The organism is Streptomyces speibonae (assembly GCF_984686075.1).
The window spans coordinates 2553458-2568780 of the sequence record NZ_OZ480260.1 but is presented as its reverse complement, the minus strand read 5'-3'; the positions used below and the strand labels follow the sequence as shown (position 1 = coordinate 2568780).

The following is a 15323-nucleotide window of genomic DNA, read 5'->3' as shown; positions in this document are numbered from 1 at the left end:
GCTCGCCGCCGGAAGGCTTGCCAAAGGCATGATCAAAGCCCTCACCGTACAGGGGATTTGGCCCGGTTTGCTAGCTATCGGTTGACTTGCCACTCGTACGGGTAGCACCCGCCGTGGCCCCCGCCTTGACCCCGCTGTCCTTGCCGCCCCCGGGAGCCTCGAAGGACTCCAGCGCCTCCAGCACATCCTGCACGCGGGAGATCTCCGCGTTGATGTCCTCGCGGCGCCGCACCAGCACCTCCAGCTCGCGCTTGCCCTCCTCGACCGTGCGCCGCGCCTCGCGGACCGCCTCGGCCTTCAGCTCCTCGGCCTCCTTCACGAGCGTGGCCTTCTTCTGCTCCGCCTCCTTCAGCAGACCCTCGGCCTTCTTCACGGCGGCGATACGCACCTTGCCCGCCTCGGAGTTGGCCTCGGACACGATCTCCTTGGCTTTCGCCTCCGCCTTGGCGAGCTGCTCCTCGGCGGCCTTGATCAGCGCGTCGCAGCGGTCGCCCGTCGACTTCATCGTCTCCGCCGCCTCCCGGCGGGCCCGCTCGTGCAGCTCCTCGATCTCACCGGTGATGCGGTCGCGCAGCTCCTCCGCGCGCTCCCTGATCTGCGTGGCGTCCCGACGCGCGCCGACGAGCAGCTCGTCCGCGTCCGTACGGGCCTTCTCCACGCGCGAGTTACCCTCGACGGTCGCCTCGGACACCAGCCGCTCGGCCTCCGTGCGGGCCGCGCCGACCATCGCGTCCGCCTGCGACTCGGCGTCCGCCGTCGTCTTCTGCGCCTGCTGCTGCGCCTCGGTGAGCAGCTTGTCCGCCTCGGCGGTGGTCTCCGTGATGAGCGTGTCGACCTGCTCGGCCGCCTCCGAACGCCGCTTGTTGGCCTCCTGACGGGCCTCGTCCAGCGTCCGCTCGGCCTCCTCCCGCGCGGTGGCCACCAGCCGCTCGGCCTCGGACTCCGCCTCGGACCTGACCCGCTCGGCCTCCTGGCGCAGCCGCTCCGCCCGCGTCTGCGCCGACCCCACCGTCTCGGCGGCCTCGGCCCGCAGCCGCTCCGCGTCGCCGGTCGCGTCCGCGATCAGCTTCTCCGCCTTGGCGACCGACTCGGTGCGCAGCCGGTCGGTCTCCGTGATGGTGTCCTCGGTGAGCCGCTCGGCCTCGCCGCGCGCCTGCGTGATGAGCGTGTCCGCCTGCGTCGCCGCGTCCGAGCGGATCCGGTTGGCGTCCTCGCGGGCGTCCGCCCGGGTGCGCGCGGCGGCCTGCTCGGCCTCGGCGACGGCGTCCGAGGCCTGCGTACGCAGCCGCTGGGCGTGCTCGGACACCTCCGCGCGGATCCGGTCGGCCTCCGTGATCGCCTCCGAGACGGTGCGCTCGGCCAGCGACTTGGCGGCCTCCGTCTCCTCGTTGGCCTCGCGCCGCAGCCGGCTCGCGTCCTCGCTCGCCCGCTCCCGCTCCGCGTAGGCGTCGGCGCGGACCCGGTCCGCCTCCTCCTCGGCCTCGCGGCGGGTGCGCTCCGCGGCGTGCTCGGCGGCGGAACGCAGCCCGGTGATCTCCTCCTGCGCCTGCTCGTGCAGCCCCGCGACGGAGTCCCGCACCTGCTGGGCGTGCTGCTCGGCCGCCGACACCATCTCCGTGGCGCGCCGGTCCGCCTCCTCGACCAGACGTACGGCCTCGGCCTGGGCCTCCTCCACACGGGTGCGCGCCGAGGCCAGCAGCTCCTCGCTCTGCTCGCGCGCCCGCTCGCGCTCCTGGTCGGCCTCCTGCCGGGCGGCACCGAGAAGCTCCTCGGCCTCGCGCCGCCGCCGGGCCGCCTCCTCCTGCGCGGCGGCCAGCGTCTCGGACGCCTCCGTACCGATCCGCTCCGCGGCGGCCTGCGCCTCCGCGCGCACCCGGTCGGCGCTGTCCTGCGCCTCCGACTTCAGCCGCTCCGCCTCGGCCGCGGCCTCCGACCGCAGCCGCACGGCGACGGACTCGCCCTCCGCGCGGGCGGCCGACGCGTCGGCCGCGGCCTCGTCACGCAGCCGCTCGGCCTCGTCCTCCGCCTGCTGCTGGAGCGCACGGATCCGCTCGGCGGCCTCGCTGCGCAGCCGCTCGCCCTCCTCGGTCGCCTCGCGGCGGATCCGGCCGGCCTCTTCGCGCGCGTCGCTCAGCGCCCGCTCGGCGGCGGCGAGCCGCTCCTCGGCCTCCGTGTGCAGCCGGGTCAGTTCGTCCGCGGCCTCCGCGCGGCGCTCCTCGACGGCCCGCTCGGTCTCCTCGCGCAGCTCGCGCGCGGCCCGCTCGGCGTCCTCCTTGAGCGCGTCCGCCTGCTCGACGGCCTCCGCGCGGTGCCGCTCGGCCTCCTTGCGCGTGCGGTCCAGCGTCTCCTCGGCCTGCCGGCGCAGCGTCGTGGCCCGCTCGATGGCCTCGGTGCGGACCTTCTCGCTGTCCGTCTGCGCGGTGGAGCGCAGTTCGTCGGCGTCGGCCTTGGCCTTGGCCAGCAGCTCCTCGGCGGACCTGGCCGCCTCCTCGATCTGCGCCACGGCCTCCTTGCGGGCCTCCGCGCGGATCTTCTCGCCCTCGGCGACCGCGTCCGCACGCAGCTGCTCGGCCTCGCCGCGCAGCCGGCGCGCCTCCTCCTGCAGCTCGACGGTCTTGGCGCGGTACTCCTTGGTGTCGTCCTTCGCCGCGCCCTTGAGCTGCTGCGCGATGTCGTGCGCCTCCGCGCGCAGCCGGTCGGCCTCCGCCTCGGCCTCGCTGCGGATCCGCTCCGCCTCCTCGGCCGCCGCCTTCGTGGTCTGCTTGGCCTCCTCGGAAGCCTTGTTGAGCACGTCCTCGGCGGTCCTGGCCGCCTTGGACAGCTGGGTGGCGGACTCCTCCGCGGTGAGCGCGCGGGCCTTCTCGGCGGCCTCCGCGACGATCTTCTCGGCCTCCGCGCGGGCCTCGGCGACCAACTGCTCGGCGTCCGCCTTGGTGGTCTCGGCCTCCTTGGTGGCCTCGCTGACCAACCGCGCCACCTGCTCCTTGGCGGTGCGCGTACGGGTCTCGTTGGCGGCCTCGGCGGAGGCGAGCGCCTTGTCGGCGGCCTCCTTCGCCTCGGTGAGCACCTTCTCCGCCTCGGCACGCGCCTCGCGCAGCGCGCTCTCGGCCTCCGTCATGCGCTGCTCGGCGGCCTTGGCCAGCTCCTGGGCCTCGCGGCGGGCCGACTCCGACTCGGTGGCCGTGGACGTCCGCACCTGTTCGGCGTGCTGGGCGGCCTCCTGCGCCTCCGTGGTCGCCGTGTTCATCAGCCGGTCCGCGTCCGCGCGGGCCCGGCGCAGCAGCTGCTCGGCCTCCGCGCGGGCCGCCTCGGCCTCGCTCTGCAACCGCCGGCGGGCCTCGGCCGTCAGCCGCTCGGCCTCCTCGCGGGCGGCGGCCATGGCCTGCTCCCGCTCCGCGCGGGTCTCCTCCATCAGCCGGCGGGCCTGCTCCTCGGTGCGGGCCCGCAGCTGCTCCGCCCACGCCACGTTCTCGTTGACGTGGGCCTCGACGGTCTGGCGGCGCTCCGCCAGCTCGTGGTCGAGCTGCTGGCGCCGCGTCACCGCCTCCTGGTGCAGCTCCGCCTGCAGCCGGGCGGCCTGCTCCGCGTGCTCCTGGAGGATGCGCTGGGTCTGCGCCCGGGCCTGGCTCAGCTCCCGCTCGGCGTCCGCGCGCAACTGGTCGGCCTGCAACTGCGCGTTCCGCAGCAACTGCTCGGCCTGGTAACCGAGATCGCCGCCGTCGTAGGCGGGCCGGGACATGATGGTGCGCCGCGCCTCGTGCAGCTTGGCGCGCAGCACCTCGACCTGGTAGCCGAGGTCCTCGGCGTGCTGGATCGCCTTTTCCCGCTCGGTCTTCAGCCGCTTCATCTCGGCTTCGAACCGAGTGAGGTGGTCGACGTCAGCCGCCGGCTCTCGCTCCTGGCTCTCGTAGCCCCGCACTGCGCGGTCCCATCCGTCCCCTGGTCGCAAGTCTGGCCGAGCTCCGTCCAACCGCTGAACGGGGCCCCCGGGGGAATGGTGTCAGATCAACGGCGGAGCATGGGCTGCTGCCCCGCGCTCGCCCCCCGAAACCCGGACCCCGGCGATCCCGTCGCCAAAGACGACGGGACTCGGTCACCACACAAGGAGCGGCGACCAGACCCAACCCTACCGGCCCTTATGTACGTGGGTCAGTGCTCGGACGACTCAACGGGCGCGGAAGTGACCAGTTCTGTCAGTACGCCATGGCAGTCCTTGGGGTGCAGGAAGGTGATCCGTGACCCCATGGAGCCGCGCCGGGGCTCTTCGTACAGAACGCGTACGCCCTTCTCCTTGATGCCGGCCGACTCCGCGTCCACATCCGCCGTACCGAAAGCGATGTGGTGGACGCCCTCCCCGTTCTTCGCCAGCCACTTGGCGACGGCGGAGTCCTCCCGGGTCGGCTCGAGCAGTTGCAGGTAGGAGGCCCCGCCGTCGGAGGTGTCGTTGATCTTCAGCATGGCCTCGCGCACGCCCTGCTCCTCGTTGACCTCGGAGTGGAAGACCTCGAAGCCGTAGGTGGCCCGGTAGAACTCCACGGTCCGGTCCAGGTCGAAGCAGGCGATCCCGATGTGGTCGATTCGCGTCAGCATGGAATCAGTCCAGCGCTCCCGCGGTGGTTACGCAACGTGCGCGCGATCACACCGAAAGGCCGATGACGGCGTCCACCGCACGTCAGTACATTCGAAGTAAACCCTCGTTCACTCCTCGGCTGTGCAGCCGGAAGGGGATCGCAGCTCATGTCTTCCGCATCTTCCGCATCATCCGCAACGAACGGCACGACCTCCGTGATCGTCGCGGGCGCCCGCACCCCCATGGGGCGGCTGCTCGGCTCGCTGAAGTCCTTCTCCGGAGCCGACCTCGGCGGCTTCGCGATCAAGGCCGCCCTCGACCGTGCGGGGATCGGCGGCGACCAGGTCCAGTACGTGATCATGGGGCAGGTGCTCCAGGCCGGGGCGGGGCAGATCCCGGCCCGCCAGGCCGCCGTCAAGGCCGGCATCCCGATGAACGTCCCGGCGCTCACGGTCAACAAGGTGTGCCTCTCCGGTCTCGACGCCATCGCGCTCGCGGACCAACTGATCCGCGCGGGCGAGTTCGACGTGGTCGTCGCCGGCGGCCAGGAGTCCATGACCAACGCCCCGCACCTGCTGCCCAAGTCCCGCGAGGGCTTCAAGTACGGCGCGGTCCAGATGCTCGACTCCATGGCCCACGACGGTCTGACGGACTCCTTCGAGAACGTCGCCATGGGCGAGTCCACCGAGAAGCACAACACCCGCCTCGGCATCGCCCGCCCCGAGCAGGACGAGATCGCCGCCCTGTCCCACCAGCGCGCCGCCGCCGCGCAGAAGAACGGCGTCTTCGAGGCCGAGATCACCCCGGTCGAGATCCCGCAGCGCAAGGGCGACCCGGTGCTGTTCAGCAGGGACGAGGGCATCCGGGGCGACACCACGGCCGAGTCGCTCGGCAGGCTGCGCCCGGCCTTCTCCAAGGACGGCACCATCACCGCCGGCTCCTCCTCGCAGATCTCGGACGGTGCGGCGGCCGTGGTCGTGATGAGCAAGGCCAAGGCGCAGGAGCTGGGCCTGGAGTGGATCGCCGAGATCGGCGCCCACGGCAACGTGGCCGGCCCGGACAACTCGCTCCAGTCGCAGCCGTCCAACGCCATCCGGCACGCGCTGAAGAAGGAGGGCCTGGAGGTCTCCGACCTCGACCTGATCGAGATCAACGAGGCCTTCGCCGCGGTCGCCGTGCAGTCAATGAAGGACCTGGGCGTTTCCACTGAAAAGGTGAACGTCAACGGCGGCGCCATCGCCCTCGGTCACCCGATCGGGATGTCCGGCGCGCGGCTCGTGCTGCACCTGGCGCTGGAGCTGAAGCGGCGCGGTGGCGGGGTCGGCGCGGCGGCGCTGTGCGGCGGCGGCGGTCAGGGTGACGCGCTGATCGTGCGGGTACCCAAGGCCTGAGCCCGGTTTCGGTTTCCTTACTGGTTTCCTCTGGTTTCCTCTCGTGAACGGAGCTGTGATGCAGGACGTCTCCTCGCTGGTCGCCCAGGCCAGGGAAGGCAGGCCGCGGGCCGTGGCCCGGCTGATCTCCCTGGTGGAGGGGGCGTCTCCGCAGCTCAGGGAGGTCATGGCGGCCCTGGCGCCGCTCACCGGCAACGCGTACGTGGTCGGCCTCACCGGCTCTCCGGGGGTGGGCAAGTCCACCTCCACCTCGGCCCTGGTGACCGCGTACCGCAAACAGGGAAAGCGGGTCGGCGTCCTGGCCGTCGACCCGTCCTCCCCCTTCTCCGGGGGCGCCCTGCTCGGCGACCGCGTCCGTATGTCGGAGCACGCCTCCGACCCGGGCGTCTACATCCGCTCCATGGCCACCCGCGGCCACCTGGGCGGCCTCGCCTGGGCCGCGCCGCAGGCCATCCGCGTCCTGGACGCGGCCGGCTGCGACGTGATCCTGGTCGAGACGGTGGGCGTGGGCCAGTCGGAGGTGGAGATCGCCTCCCAGGCCGACACCTCCGTGGTGCTGCTGGCGCCCGGCATGGGCGACGGCATCCAGGCGGCCAAGGCCGGAATCCTGGAGATCGGCGACGTCTACGTCGTCAACAAGGCCGACCGCGACGGCGCCGACGCCACCGCGCGGGAGCTGAACCACATGCTCGGCCTGGGCGAGGCCCGTGCCCCGGGCGACTGGCGCCCCCCGATCGTCAAGACGGTCGCCGCCCGCGCGGAGGGCGTCGACGAGGTGGTCGAGGCCCTGGAGAAGCACCGTGCCTGGATGGAGGAGCGGGGCGTGCTGACGGAACGCCGCCTGGCCCGCGCCTCCCGGGAGGTCGAGACCATCGCGGTCACCGCCCTCCGCGAACGCATCGGCGACCTCCACGGCGACCGCCGCGTGGGCGCCCTGGCGGAACGCGTCCTCGCCGGCACGCTGGACCCGTACACGGCGGCGGACGAACTGGTGCAGAACCTGACCTCCACCAGCCCGCCCGCTCCTTGAGAACGAGGCCCGCCCCCACCAGCCCGTCCGGCGTTTGAGGACGAGGCCGTTCAGGGCCGACCGGGGGTCTGGGCGGAGCCCCCAGGGGTCGGGAGCGGGAAGGGGCGGCGGGGGCGACTAGTCGTCATCGGAGCCGTCATCGGAGTCGTCGTCGGATCCGCGGCCGTCGTCGTCCCCCCGCTCCGCGGACACCTCGCCGCTGCCGAGATCGACCCGCCACTCCCGCTCACCCCCGCCGGAGGCACGCGTCTCCGCCTCCCACCCCTCGTCATCGAGCTCCACGGAGACCACCGTCCCCTTGGCGGCAGCCGCCTCCGCCGCGTCCTCGGCCGAGACGGAAGCCCGCTTCAACACCCCCCGCACCTCACCGGCGTCGTCCTCGTCGTCCTCCGACGCCCCGAGCACCTTGCCGCTGCCCGGGTCGACCCGCACGTCGTACCAGCCGTCCCCGCGCCCGAGCACCTCGACCTCCCAGTGCCCGTCGTCCAGTTCGGCGGACACGGCCGTACCCGGCGTGTGCTTCAGCGCGGCAGCGATGGCGTCGGCGGCGCTCACCCGCCCCGACGGACGCGTCTCGACACGGTCGCCGTCACCACGCCGGTCGTCCCGGTCGTCGTCACCGGCCCGACCGCCGGCCCGATCACCACCCCGATCGTCATCCCGCCCGTCATCGCCCCCCGCCCGCGTCACCGACGCCGAGCCGGACCCCCCGTCATCGCCCCCCGAGCCCGCGATGGCCGTCGCCGTCCCCCCGCCGACCAGAGCCGCAGCCGCCACGACGCCGATCACGATGTTGCGCTTCATCTGCATTCCTCCCGAGTCGCCGCGCTTTCGCGCTGTACGGCCTCAATCTCGCCGACCGACGCTGAGGGCAACCTGAAGCCACCTGAAGTGATCTTCAGCTTTGGTTTGCCACCCTTGATCCCATGCGCCTGCTGATAGTCGAGGACGAAAAGCGCCTCGCCCTCTCCCTCGCCAAGGGCCTCACCGCCGAGGGCTACGCCGTGGACGTCGTCCACGACGGCCGGGAGGGGCTGCACCGGGCCACGGAGGGCACGTACGACCTCCTGATCCTCGACATCATGCTGCCCGGCCTGAACGGCTACCGCGTCTGCGCCGCCCTGCGCGCCGCGGGACACGACGTGCCGATCCTGATGCTCACCGCCAAGGACGGCGAGTACGACGAGGCCGAGGGCCTGGACACCGGCGCCGACGACTACCTCACCAAGCCGTTCTCGTACGTCGTCCTCGTCGCCAGGATCAAGGCGCTGCTGCGCCGCCGGCAGGGCGCGGGCGCCTCCCCGGTCCATGTGCACGGCGACCTGAAGGTCGACACCGCCGCCCGCCGCGTGTACCTGAGCGACGACGAAGTGGCGCTGACCGCCAAGGAGTTCTCGGTCCTGGAACACCTCGTGCTGCGGGCCGGCGAGGTGGTGTCCAAGGCCGACATCCTGGAGCACGTCTGGGACTTCGCCTACGACGGCGACCCCAACATCGTGGAGGTCTACGTCAGCGCCCTGCGCCGCAAACTGCGCCCCGGGCTCATCCGTACCGTGCGCGGGGCCGGCTACCGGCTGGAGACGGGGCCGTGAGCCGGGTGTTCGGGTCGGTGCGCGCGAAGGCGACGCTCGGTGCCACCCTCGTCGTCGCGGTGGCCCTGGTCGCGGCGGGCACCGCGGTGCTGCTGTCGCTGCGCTCCAACCTGATCGGGGAGGCGGGCACCCAGGCGGACCGCTCCGCGCGGGCGGTGGCCGCCGAACTCGCCGCCCGGACGCCGTACGACAGGCTCTCCGGGCTGGACGCCGAGGACCGGCCGGTGCAGATCGTCGACGAGGAGGGCGAGGTGGTCGCGGCCTCCGAGGACCTGGAACGGATCACCGGCACGACGACACCCGAGGTGACGCCCCGTCCGCCGACTCCCCCCGCCGCAACCGACGATGACGACGACTCCGACGACGCGGCAGACTCCGACGACTCCGACGACGCGGACGACTCCCGCGACGACGATGACGACGACTCGGACGAATCCCTGGAGGTGGGAGAGATCGCCCGCGACAGCTCCTTCGGGAACGGCTCCGCGACGATCGACGGCGACACCCAGGACTACCGTTTCGCCTCCGTGGACGTGCGGACCCCCGACCGTGGCCGCCTGACCGTCCACGCGGGCGCTCCGCTCGCCGCCGAGCACAGCGCCGTGAACACCGCGCTGACCGGGATGCTCATCGGCCTGCCCGTCCTGCTCGGCGTGGTCGCCGGCGTGACCTGGCTGGTCACCGGGCGTGCGCTGCGTCCGGTGGAGGGCATCCGGCGGGAGATGGCGACGATCACCGCCTCCGAGGATCTCGCCCGGCGCGTGCCCGAACCGGCGACGCACGACGAGATCGCCCGCCTGGCCCGTACCACCAACGTCACGCTCGCCGCGCTGGAGGCGTCCGTGGAGCGGCAGCGGCGGTTCGTCGCCGACGCCTCGCACGAACTGCGCAGCCCGATCGCCTCCCTGCGCACGCAGTTGGAGGTGGCCGCCGCCCATCCGGAGCTGCTCGACCTGGACGGCGCCGTCGAGGACACCGTACGGCTCCAGCAACTCGCCGCGGATCTGCTGCTGCTCGCCCGGCTGGACGCGGGGGAGCGGCCCGCCGGCACCCGCGTCGACCTGGCGGCGCTCGCCCGCGAGGAGAGCGCCGGGCGGCCGGGTGTGACGGTGGACGCGGAACCGGCGGAGGTGACCGGATCGCGGGGGCAGCTCGGGCGGGTGCTCGCCAACCTGCTGGACAACGCCGGGCGGCACGCACGCGAGCGGGTGGTCGTGACCGTGCGCCGGGAGGGCGCGTGGGCGGTGCTCGGGGTGGCCGACGACGGCGAGGGTGTCGCCGAGGCCGACCGGGAACGGATCTTCGAGCGGTTCGTACGCCTGGACGCCGCCCGCAGCCGCGACGACGGCGGCGCGGGCCTGGGCCTGGCGATCGCGCGGGACGTCGCCGTCCGGCACGGCGGCACGCTCACAGCAGCCGAGGCCCCGACAGGCGGAGCCCGATTCGAACTCCGCCTGCCACTCGCCCCTGCGAGCTAGACGAGTTATTCCGAATGCTGACGGTGCGTCCGGGAACACAGACAGGGCGTCCAAGATCGATCTGTGACGAATGACCTGGACGCCCTGCTGACCGCACTGTACGTGAAGATCGATGACGAGATTGGAGATACCCGATGGCTGGGCCGCCCGCCGCGATTGACGGACTCCGAACTCGTCTGCCTCGCCGTCGCCCAGGCCATGCTGGGTTTCGCCTCGGAGTCCAGATGGCTGCGGTTCGTCCACTCCCGGCTGGGCGCGATGTTCCCGTACGTGCCGAAGCAGCCGGGCTGGAACAAGCGGCCGCGGGCAGCGTTGCCGCTGGTCAAGCGCGTGATACGACTCCTTGCAGCGGACACCGACTTCTGGTTCGACAACCACTGGATCATCGACTCGACCCCGGTGGAGTGCGGCCGCTCGCGGCCCACGGTGAAGCGGTCGGACATGGCCGGCTGGGCCGGATACGGGTACTGCGCCAGCCACTCGCGGTTCTTCTGGGGCCTGCGGCTGTACCTGGTGTGCACCCCGACCGGCATGCCGATCCTGTGGGCCTTGGCCAACCCCAAGCTGGACGAGCGCGAAGTGCTGATGGCGATGCTGGATCGCGAGCCGGACGCGGTCACCGGCCGGCCCGGCCTGCTGTTCATCGCGGACAAGGGCTTCGCCTCCAAGGAGTTCGAGGCCGATCTGGCCTTGCGCGGGGCGGCGTTGCTGCGGCCGTCGTTCAAACGGGAGAAGCGCCGCGCGGGCGAGTCGCTGCTGAAGTCGGTGCGGCAGCTGATCGAGTCGGTGAACGACACCCTCAAGGGCCAGCTCGACCTGGAACAACACGGCGGCCGGACCTTCGAGGGCGTCGCTACCCGCGTCGCTCAGCGCGTCCTCGCGCTGGCTGCGGCGATCTGGCACAACCACAAGACCGGACAGCCGGTCATGCGATCCCTGATCGCCTACGACCACTGATCACATCGGAATGACTCGTCTAGGGTGCCGGCAGCGCGCAATGTGTCCATGTCGAGGCTGCGCGCGTGGTGAATGAGGTCGTCGAGTGCTGCCCCGGGCACGGCGCCGGGCTGACCGAAGGTGGTGATCTGTTCGCGCACGATCATGGGGGTGGGGATCGACGTGATCTCGCATGCCTGTGCCAGTTCTCGCTGCGCCTCGGTGTCGATCTTGGCGAACACGATGGCCCTCTTGTCCGAGACCTGCTCGAAGACGGGCCCGAAGGTGCGGGCAGGGTCCGCACCATTCGGCCCGGAAGTCGATGATCACGAAGCCGTTTCCGGAGATGACCTCGCTGAAGTTGTCTGCGTCGGCTCGATGGTGCTCACGGTGCTGCTCCTGCGTGTGATCGGGGTATCGATCGACGCCGTGGCGCTGTGTCGCGGTCGGGCACACCGCGAGTTCGCGGCGTGCCCGACCGCCGCTGCCCGCGCGGGCGGTGTCGTGCTCCGTCCGCACGGAGTCTCTGCGAGGTCAGCGAGCGGCGACGTGGTCCGTGACCTCGATCTCGGGGGCTGCCTCGGCGTCGGACTGGAGGGGTGCGGTGTTCTTCGGGCCGCGCAGGGCGACGTAGACGAACAGGGCGGCCATGACGGCGGCGCCGACCCACATGGACTGCTGCCAGCCGTCGACGAAGGACTGCTGCGCGGCGCGGATCAGATCCTCGGCGTGGCCTCCGGTGGTGGGCGCCACCTCGATGGCGTTGGCGATGCCCTCGCGTGCGGTGTCCGCGGCCCCGTCGGGGATGCCGTCGAGTTTGCCGTCGATGGCGCTGCGGTAGCCGCTGGCCAGCAGTGCGCCGAGCATCGCGATACCAAGAGCGGTGCCGAACTCGCGGGTGACGTCGTTGAGCGCGGAGGCAACGCCCTGCTTCGCGCGGGGCAGAGAGCTGGTGATGGCCTCGGTGGAGGGCGTCATCGACAGGCCCATGCCGACACCCATGACGATCATGCCGGTCAGGATGGACAGGTAGCCGCCGTCCACGGACACGAACAGCGCCATCAGCGCCAGGCCGAGCGCGGACAGGGCGACGCCCACCGTCATGGTGGAGCGGGCGCTGATCCTGGCGGCCACCTTGGGGGCCAGGCCCGAGCCCATCATCATCATGACGGCCATCGGCATCAGCGCCACGGTCGACAGCAGCCCCGACATGCCGAGCACAGCCTGGAAGAACGGGAAGAGGACCACGGCGATACCGGCCTGGACGCCGAAGACGACCAGCAAGGTGATCGAGCCGCCGGCCAGTCCGCGCTCACGGAACAGGCGTACGTCCAACAGCGCGGCATCGCGGCGGCGCAGTTCCCAGGCCACGAAGGCAAGGGAGGCGGCGACGCCGACGGCCAGGCTGACCAGCGTGATGGGGGCGGTCCAGCCGCGCTCGGGGCCTTCCTGCAGGACGAAGATGAGACCGGTCACGGCGATGACGGAGAGCAGCGCGCCGATCATGTCGAAGGAATGGGCGGAGCGTTCGCGGGAGTTGGGCACCGACTTCAGTGTCATCGCCAGCGCCACGGCCCCCAGGACCACGGGCAGCACGAACAGCCAGCGCCAGTCGGCGACGTCGACCAGCAGGGCGGACAGGAACATGCCTACGATGCCGCCGCCTCCGGCGACACCGGTCCATACACCGATCGCCTTGCCGCGTTCCTTCTCGGGGAAGGTGGAGGTGATGACGGCCAGGGTGATCGGCATGATCATCGCGGCGCTGACGCCGGCGGCCACCCGGGCGGCGATCATGATCCCGGCCGACGGGGCGAGTCCCGCGAGGACGCTGGCGGCGCCGAAGATGACCAACCCCGCGATCAGCATGGGCTTGCGGCCCAGTCGATCACCGATGGCGCCGAGCGGCAGCAGCAACGCTGCCAGGGCGAGGGTGTAGCTGTTGATCATCCACAGGACGGCGGTCTGCGAGACACCGAACTCGACGGCAAGGTGGGTCTGGGCGACGCTCAGCCCCGACACCGAGGCGATGACGGCCATCAGCGCGATCGAGACGGTGATCAGGACCGCGCGCAGCTGACGCGCATCCGGCGCATCCTCGACGCCGATCGGGGTGTCCGACGTGTGGGGAGGCTGATGGGTACTCATGGTTTCCTTCCAAAAGGGCATGCGGAATCAGCGCCGGGGCAGGGCCGGTCGCCAGGTGGGTGAGTCGGTTGCCAGTCGGGTTTGACAGGGACTTGCTCACCGCGCGGACCGCTGGATGGCGGCCGCGCGGGTTGTTCAGCTGAAGCGCGTACGTGTCAGCCGGTGGCCTTCTGCGCGGCGGCGCCGACCCGGGCGGCGGTGGTGGGAAGTCTGCGCAGACATCACGCGCCCTTTCGGCCTACCAGGCCTCCTGTGCTGGACCAGCTGTGTTCGACGTTAAGCCCACATTGCATCAAGGGCATACCATGTTGCCCATGACGCAAGAAGATGGTCAGCTGGACAGCCTCGTACGCAAACGGATCCGCGCCCTGCGCGTGGCACAGGGCTGGTCCCTGGAGGAACTGGCCACCCGGGCCCACCTCAGCCAGTCCTCACTGAGCCGCATCGAGAACGGTCAGCGCCGCCTCGCCCTGGACCAGCTCGTCACCCTCGCCCGCGCCCTGGACACCACCTTGGACCAGCTCGTGGAGAACGCCGCCGACGACGTCGTCATCAGCCCGATGATCGACGGCGCCCACGACCTGATGCGCTGGCCCATAAAGGGCGACCCCGGCATGAGCGTGATGCGTCAGCGGATGACCGACCCGCCGCCCGACAATCCGGCCCGTATGCGCGCGCATCCCGGCCGCGAATGGTTCGTCGTACTGTCCGGCACCGCCGTCCTCATGCTCGGCCACCGGCGCTTTCGGGTCGAGACCAACCAGGCCGCCGAGTTCCCCACCATGATGCCGCACGCCATCGGGGCCGAAGGCGGCCTCTGCGAGATCATGGGCATCTTCGACCGCGACGCCCGCCGGGGCCATCAGAAGGACGCCGGTGCCGACGCCCCCGATGCCGACGGCGGACACGCCCAGAGCCCCTGCGAATAGCAGGGCGCGGTCGAGCCGAAGGCTCGAGGCGCGACGGGCGCCGTTGCGTGCCGGGCAGCACGGCAGGCCATCTTCTTGCGCATTCCGCAAGTGATCATGCTAGAGGCGCATGACCGGCTTACGGTGGAGCCGTGACCGACACTCATCAGCACACCCATCACAGCAAGAGCGCTCACCACCCCGACCACGGACATGGCGGCCTCCACGAGCACGGCGATCGCGGTCAGGCGGAGATCCTCGATTTGGACGCCGAGGTGCTCGCCGAGCACACAGCGTCCATTACCGCCTGGCTTCCACTGAAGGACGAGCCGCGCCACATCGTGGACCTGGGCTGCGGGACCGGCGCGGGAACCTTCGCGCTCCTCGATCGCTTCCCGGACGTGCACGTCACCGCCGTCGACGCCTCGGCCGGGCACCTGCAGCTCCTGCGCGAGAAGGCATGCGCCCACGGTGTCCAGGGGTGCGTGCGGACCGTGCAAGCCGATCTCGACGACAACGACTGGCCCGACCTCGGCAGGCCGGATCTGGTATGGGCCTCGGCTTCGATGCACCACTTGGCGAACCCCGACAGCGCACTGCGCAACGTTCGCGAACTGCTCGTCCCCGGCGGCCTGTTCGCCGTCGTCGAGCTCGCGGGCGTCCCCCGCTTCCTGCCCGCCCACGCCCCGGAGAACCGGCCTGGCCTCGAAGAGCGCGCCCATGCCGCGGCCAACAGCTTCCACGCCGAGCACGTCCCGCACCGGGGCGCGGACTGGGGCCCGATGCTGACAGCCGCCGGCTTCACCGTCGAGGACGGACGCTCCCTCACCGTCAACATCGAAGGGGCGCGCAGCGAAGCGATCGGCCGTTACGCCTACGGCGTTTGGCAGCGCATCCGCAGCGTCGCCGCCCCCGCCCTCAGTCCGGAGGATCTCGCCGCACTCGACGAGCTCCTGGACACCAGCAGCCCGACCAGCCTTCTGCGCCGCGAGGACCTCGCCCTACGCACCGAGCGCACCGTGTGGGCCGCCCGCCGCGCCTGACGCGCGGCCAGGCACTCCGGGGTGCCTGCCGGGTCCACATCGTCCCGTCCGGCTGAACCGTTCGCGAACGACGACCGCAGCGGGTGTCCCGCCTCCCCGAGCCCTGACACCCGCCACCGGTCCGGCGAAAAGGGCTGCGTCACCACCGCGCTTGACGGGCAGCCGCCCATGAGCCGCGGCAACAACTCTGCGGGTCAATGCAGTTGGTCTCCGCACGAGCCCCTTGC

Annotated in this window: 11 protein-coding genes and 1 pseudogene; 7 read left to right on the top strand and 5 right to left on the bottom strand. The window is 71.6% G+C overall.

The window, feature by feature from the left end; all coding sequences use genetic code 11:
- Nucleotides 1-70 precede the first annotated feature (70 nt).
- Together scy and mce are read right to left on the bottom strand one after the other, a co-directional pair.
- On the bottom strand, nucleotides 71-3919 hold the full coding sequence (gene scy, locus AC5L3C_RS11215; protein WP_493648827.1) for a polarized growth protein Scy: 3849 nt from the start codon (nucleotides 3917-3919) through the stop codon (nucleotides 71-73).
- A 230-nt stretch (nucleotides 3920-4149) separates the two neighbouring features.
- Nucleotides 4150-4590 carry a methylmalonyl-CoA epimerase gene (gene mce / locus AC5L3C_RS11210; RefSeq protein WP_493648825.1) on the bottom strand — a complete coding sequence of 147 codons (441 nt, stop codon included), beginning with the start codon at nucleotides 4588-4590 and terminating at the stop codon, nucleotides 4150-4152.
- Nucleotides 4591-4737: 147 nt separating this feature from the next.
- Here mce and AC5L3C_RS11205 point away from each other — a divergent pair, with 147 nt between their 5' ends.
- Both AC5L3C_RS11205 and meaB read left to right on the top strand, forming a co-directional pair.
- Nucleotides 4738-5961: an acetyl-CoA C-acetyltransferase gene (locus AC5L3C_RS11205; protein ID WP_493648824.1), complete on the top strand. Its 1224-nt coding sequence runs from the start codon at nucleotides 4738-4740 to the stop codon at nucleotides 5959-5961.
- Nucleotides 5962-6019: 58 nt separating this feature from the next.
- The gene (gene meaB, locus AC5L3C_RS11200; protein ID WP_493648822.1) at nucleotides 6020-6991 is read left to right on the top strand and encodes a methylmalonyl Co-A mutase-associated GTPase MeaB; all 972 of its coding nucleotides are present in this window, start codon (nucleotides 6020-6022) and stop codon (nucleotides 6989-6991) included.
- Nucleotides 6992-7108: 117 nt separating this feature from the next.
- Here meaB and AC5L3C_RS11195 read toward each other — a convergent pair whose 3' ends face one another.
- Complete coding sequence (locus tag AC5L3C_RS11195; protein WP_493648821.1) at nucleotides 7109-7795, bottom strand: PepSY domain-containing protein; 687 nt, start codon at nucleotides 7793-7795, stop codon at nucleotides 7109-7111.
- A 122-nt stretch (nucleotides 7796-7917) separates the two neighbouring features.
- Between AC5L3C_RS11195 and AC5L3C_RS11190 the strand changes: the two genes are divergently transcribed.
- The 3 genes from AC5L3C_RS11190 (at nucleotide 7918) to AC5L3C_RS11180 (ending at nucleotide 11018) form a co-directional block, all read left to right on the top strand.
- Nucleotides 7918-8583, top strand: coding sequence for a response regulator transcription factor (locus tag AC5L3C_RS11190; protein WP_493648819.1), 666 nt, complete (start codon nucleotides 7918-7920; stop codon nucleotides 8581-8583).
- Complete coding sequence (locus AC5L3C_RS11185) at nucleotides 8580-10061, top strand: sensor histidine kinase (RefSeq protein ID WP_493648817.1); 1482 nt, start codon at nucleotides 8580-8582, stop codon at nucleotides 10059-10061. The genes AC5L3C_RS11190 and AC5L3C_RS11185 overlap by 4 nt, the downstream gene beginning before the upstream one ends.
- Nucleotides 10062-10124: 63 nt before the next feature.
- Nucleotides 10125-11018: an IS982 family transposase gene (locus AC5L3C_RS11180; RefSeq protein WP_493648815.1), complete on the top strand. Its 894-nt coding sequence runs from the start codon at nucleotides 10125-10127 to the stop codon at nucleotides 11016-11018.
- Here the strand turns inward: AC5L3C_RS11180 and AC5L3C_RS11175 are convergent.
- Nucleotides 11006-11386: pseudogene (locus AC5L3C_RS11175) on the bottom strand (thioredoxin family protein). The gene AC5L3C_RS11180 and the pseudogene AC5L3C_RS11175 overlap by 13 nt on opposite strands.
- A 145-nt stretch (nucleotides 11387-11531) precedes the next feature.
- Nucleotides 11532-13145, bottom strand: coding sequence for an MFS transporter (locus AC5L3C_RS11170; protein WP_493648813.1), 1614 nt, complete (start codon nucleotides 13143-13145; stop codon nucleotides 11532-11534).
- A 314-nt stretch (nucleotides 13146-13459) separates the two neighbouring features.
- On the opposite strand from AC5L3C_RS11170, the gene AC5L3C_RS11165 reads away from it, so the two are divergent.
- The gene (locus tag AC5L3C_RS11165; protein WP_493648811.1) at nucleotides 13460-14074 is read left to right on the top strand and encodes a helix-turn-helix domain-containing protein; all 615 of its coding nucleotides are present in this window, start codon (nucleotides 13460-13462) and stop codon (nucleotides 14072-14074) included.
- A 131-nt stretch (nucleotides 14075-14205) separates the two neighbouring features.
- On the top strand, nucleotides 14206-15096 hold the full coding sequence (locus AC5L3C_RS11160; RefSeq protein ID WP_493648810.1) for a methyltransferase: 891 nt from the start codon (nucleotides 14206-14208) through the stop codon (nucleotides 15094-15096).
- The last annotated feature ends 227 nt before the right edge of the window (nucleotides 15097-15323 follow it).

Bases quoted from the DNA above. Each gene is read 5' to 3' on its own strand.
- mce (WP_493648825.1), bottom strand. From the start codon at position 4,590: ATGCTGACGCGAATCGACCACATCGGGATCGCCTGCTTCGACCTGGAC.
- AC5L3C_RS11195 (WP_493648821.1), bottom strand. From the start codon at position 7,795: ATGAAGCGCAACATCGTGATCGGCGTCGTGGCGGCTGCGGCTCTGGTC.
- AC5L3C_RS11170 (WP_493648813.1), bottom strand. From the start codon at position 13,145: ATGAGTACCCATCAGCCTCCCCACACGTCGGACACCCCGATCGGCGTC.
- AC5L3C_RS11190 (WP_493648819.1), top strand. From the start codon at position 7,918: ATGCGCCTGCTGATAGTCGAGGACGAAAAGCGCCTCGCCCTCTCCCTC.
- AC5L3C_RS11165 (WP_493648811.1), top strand. From the start codon at position 13,460: ATGACGCAAGAAGATGGTCAGCTGGACAGCCTCGTACGCAAACGGATC.
- meaB (WP_493648822.1), top strand. From the start codon at position 6,020: ATGCAGGACGTCTCCTCGCTGGTCGCCCAGGCCAGGGAAGGCAGGCCG.
- AC5L3C_RS11205 (WP_493648824.1), top strand. From the start codon at position 4,738: ATGTCTTCCGCATCTTCCGCATCATCCGCAACGAACGGCACGACCTCC.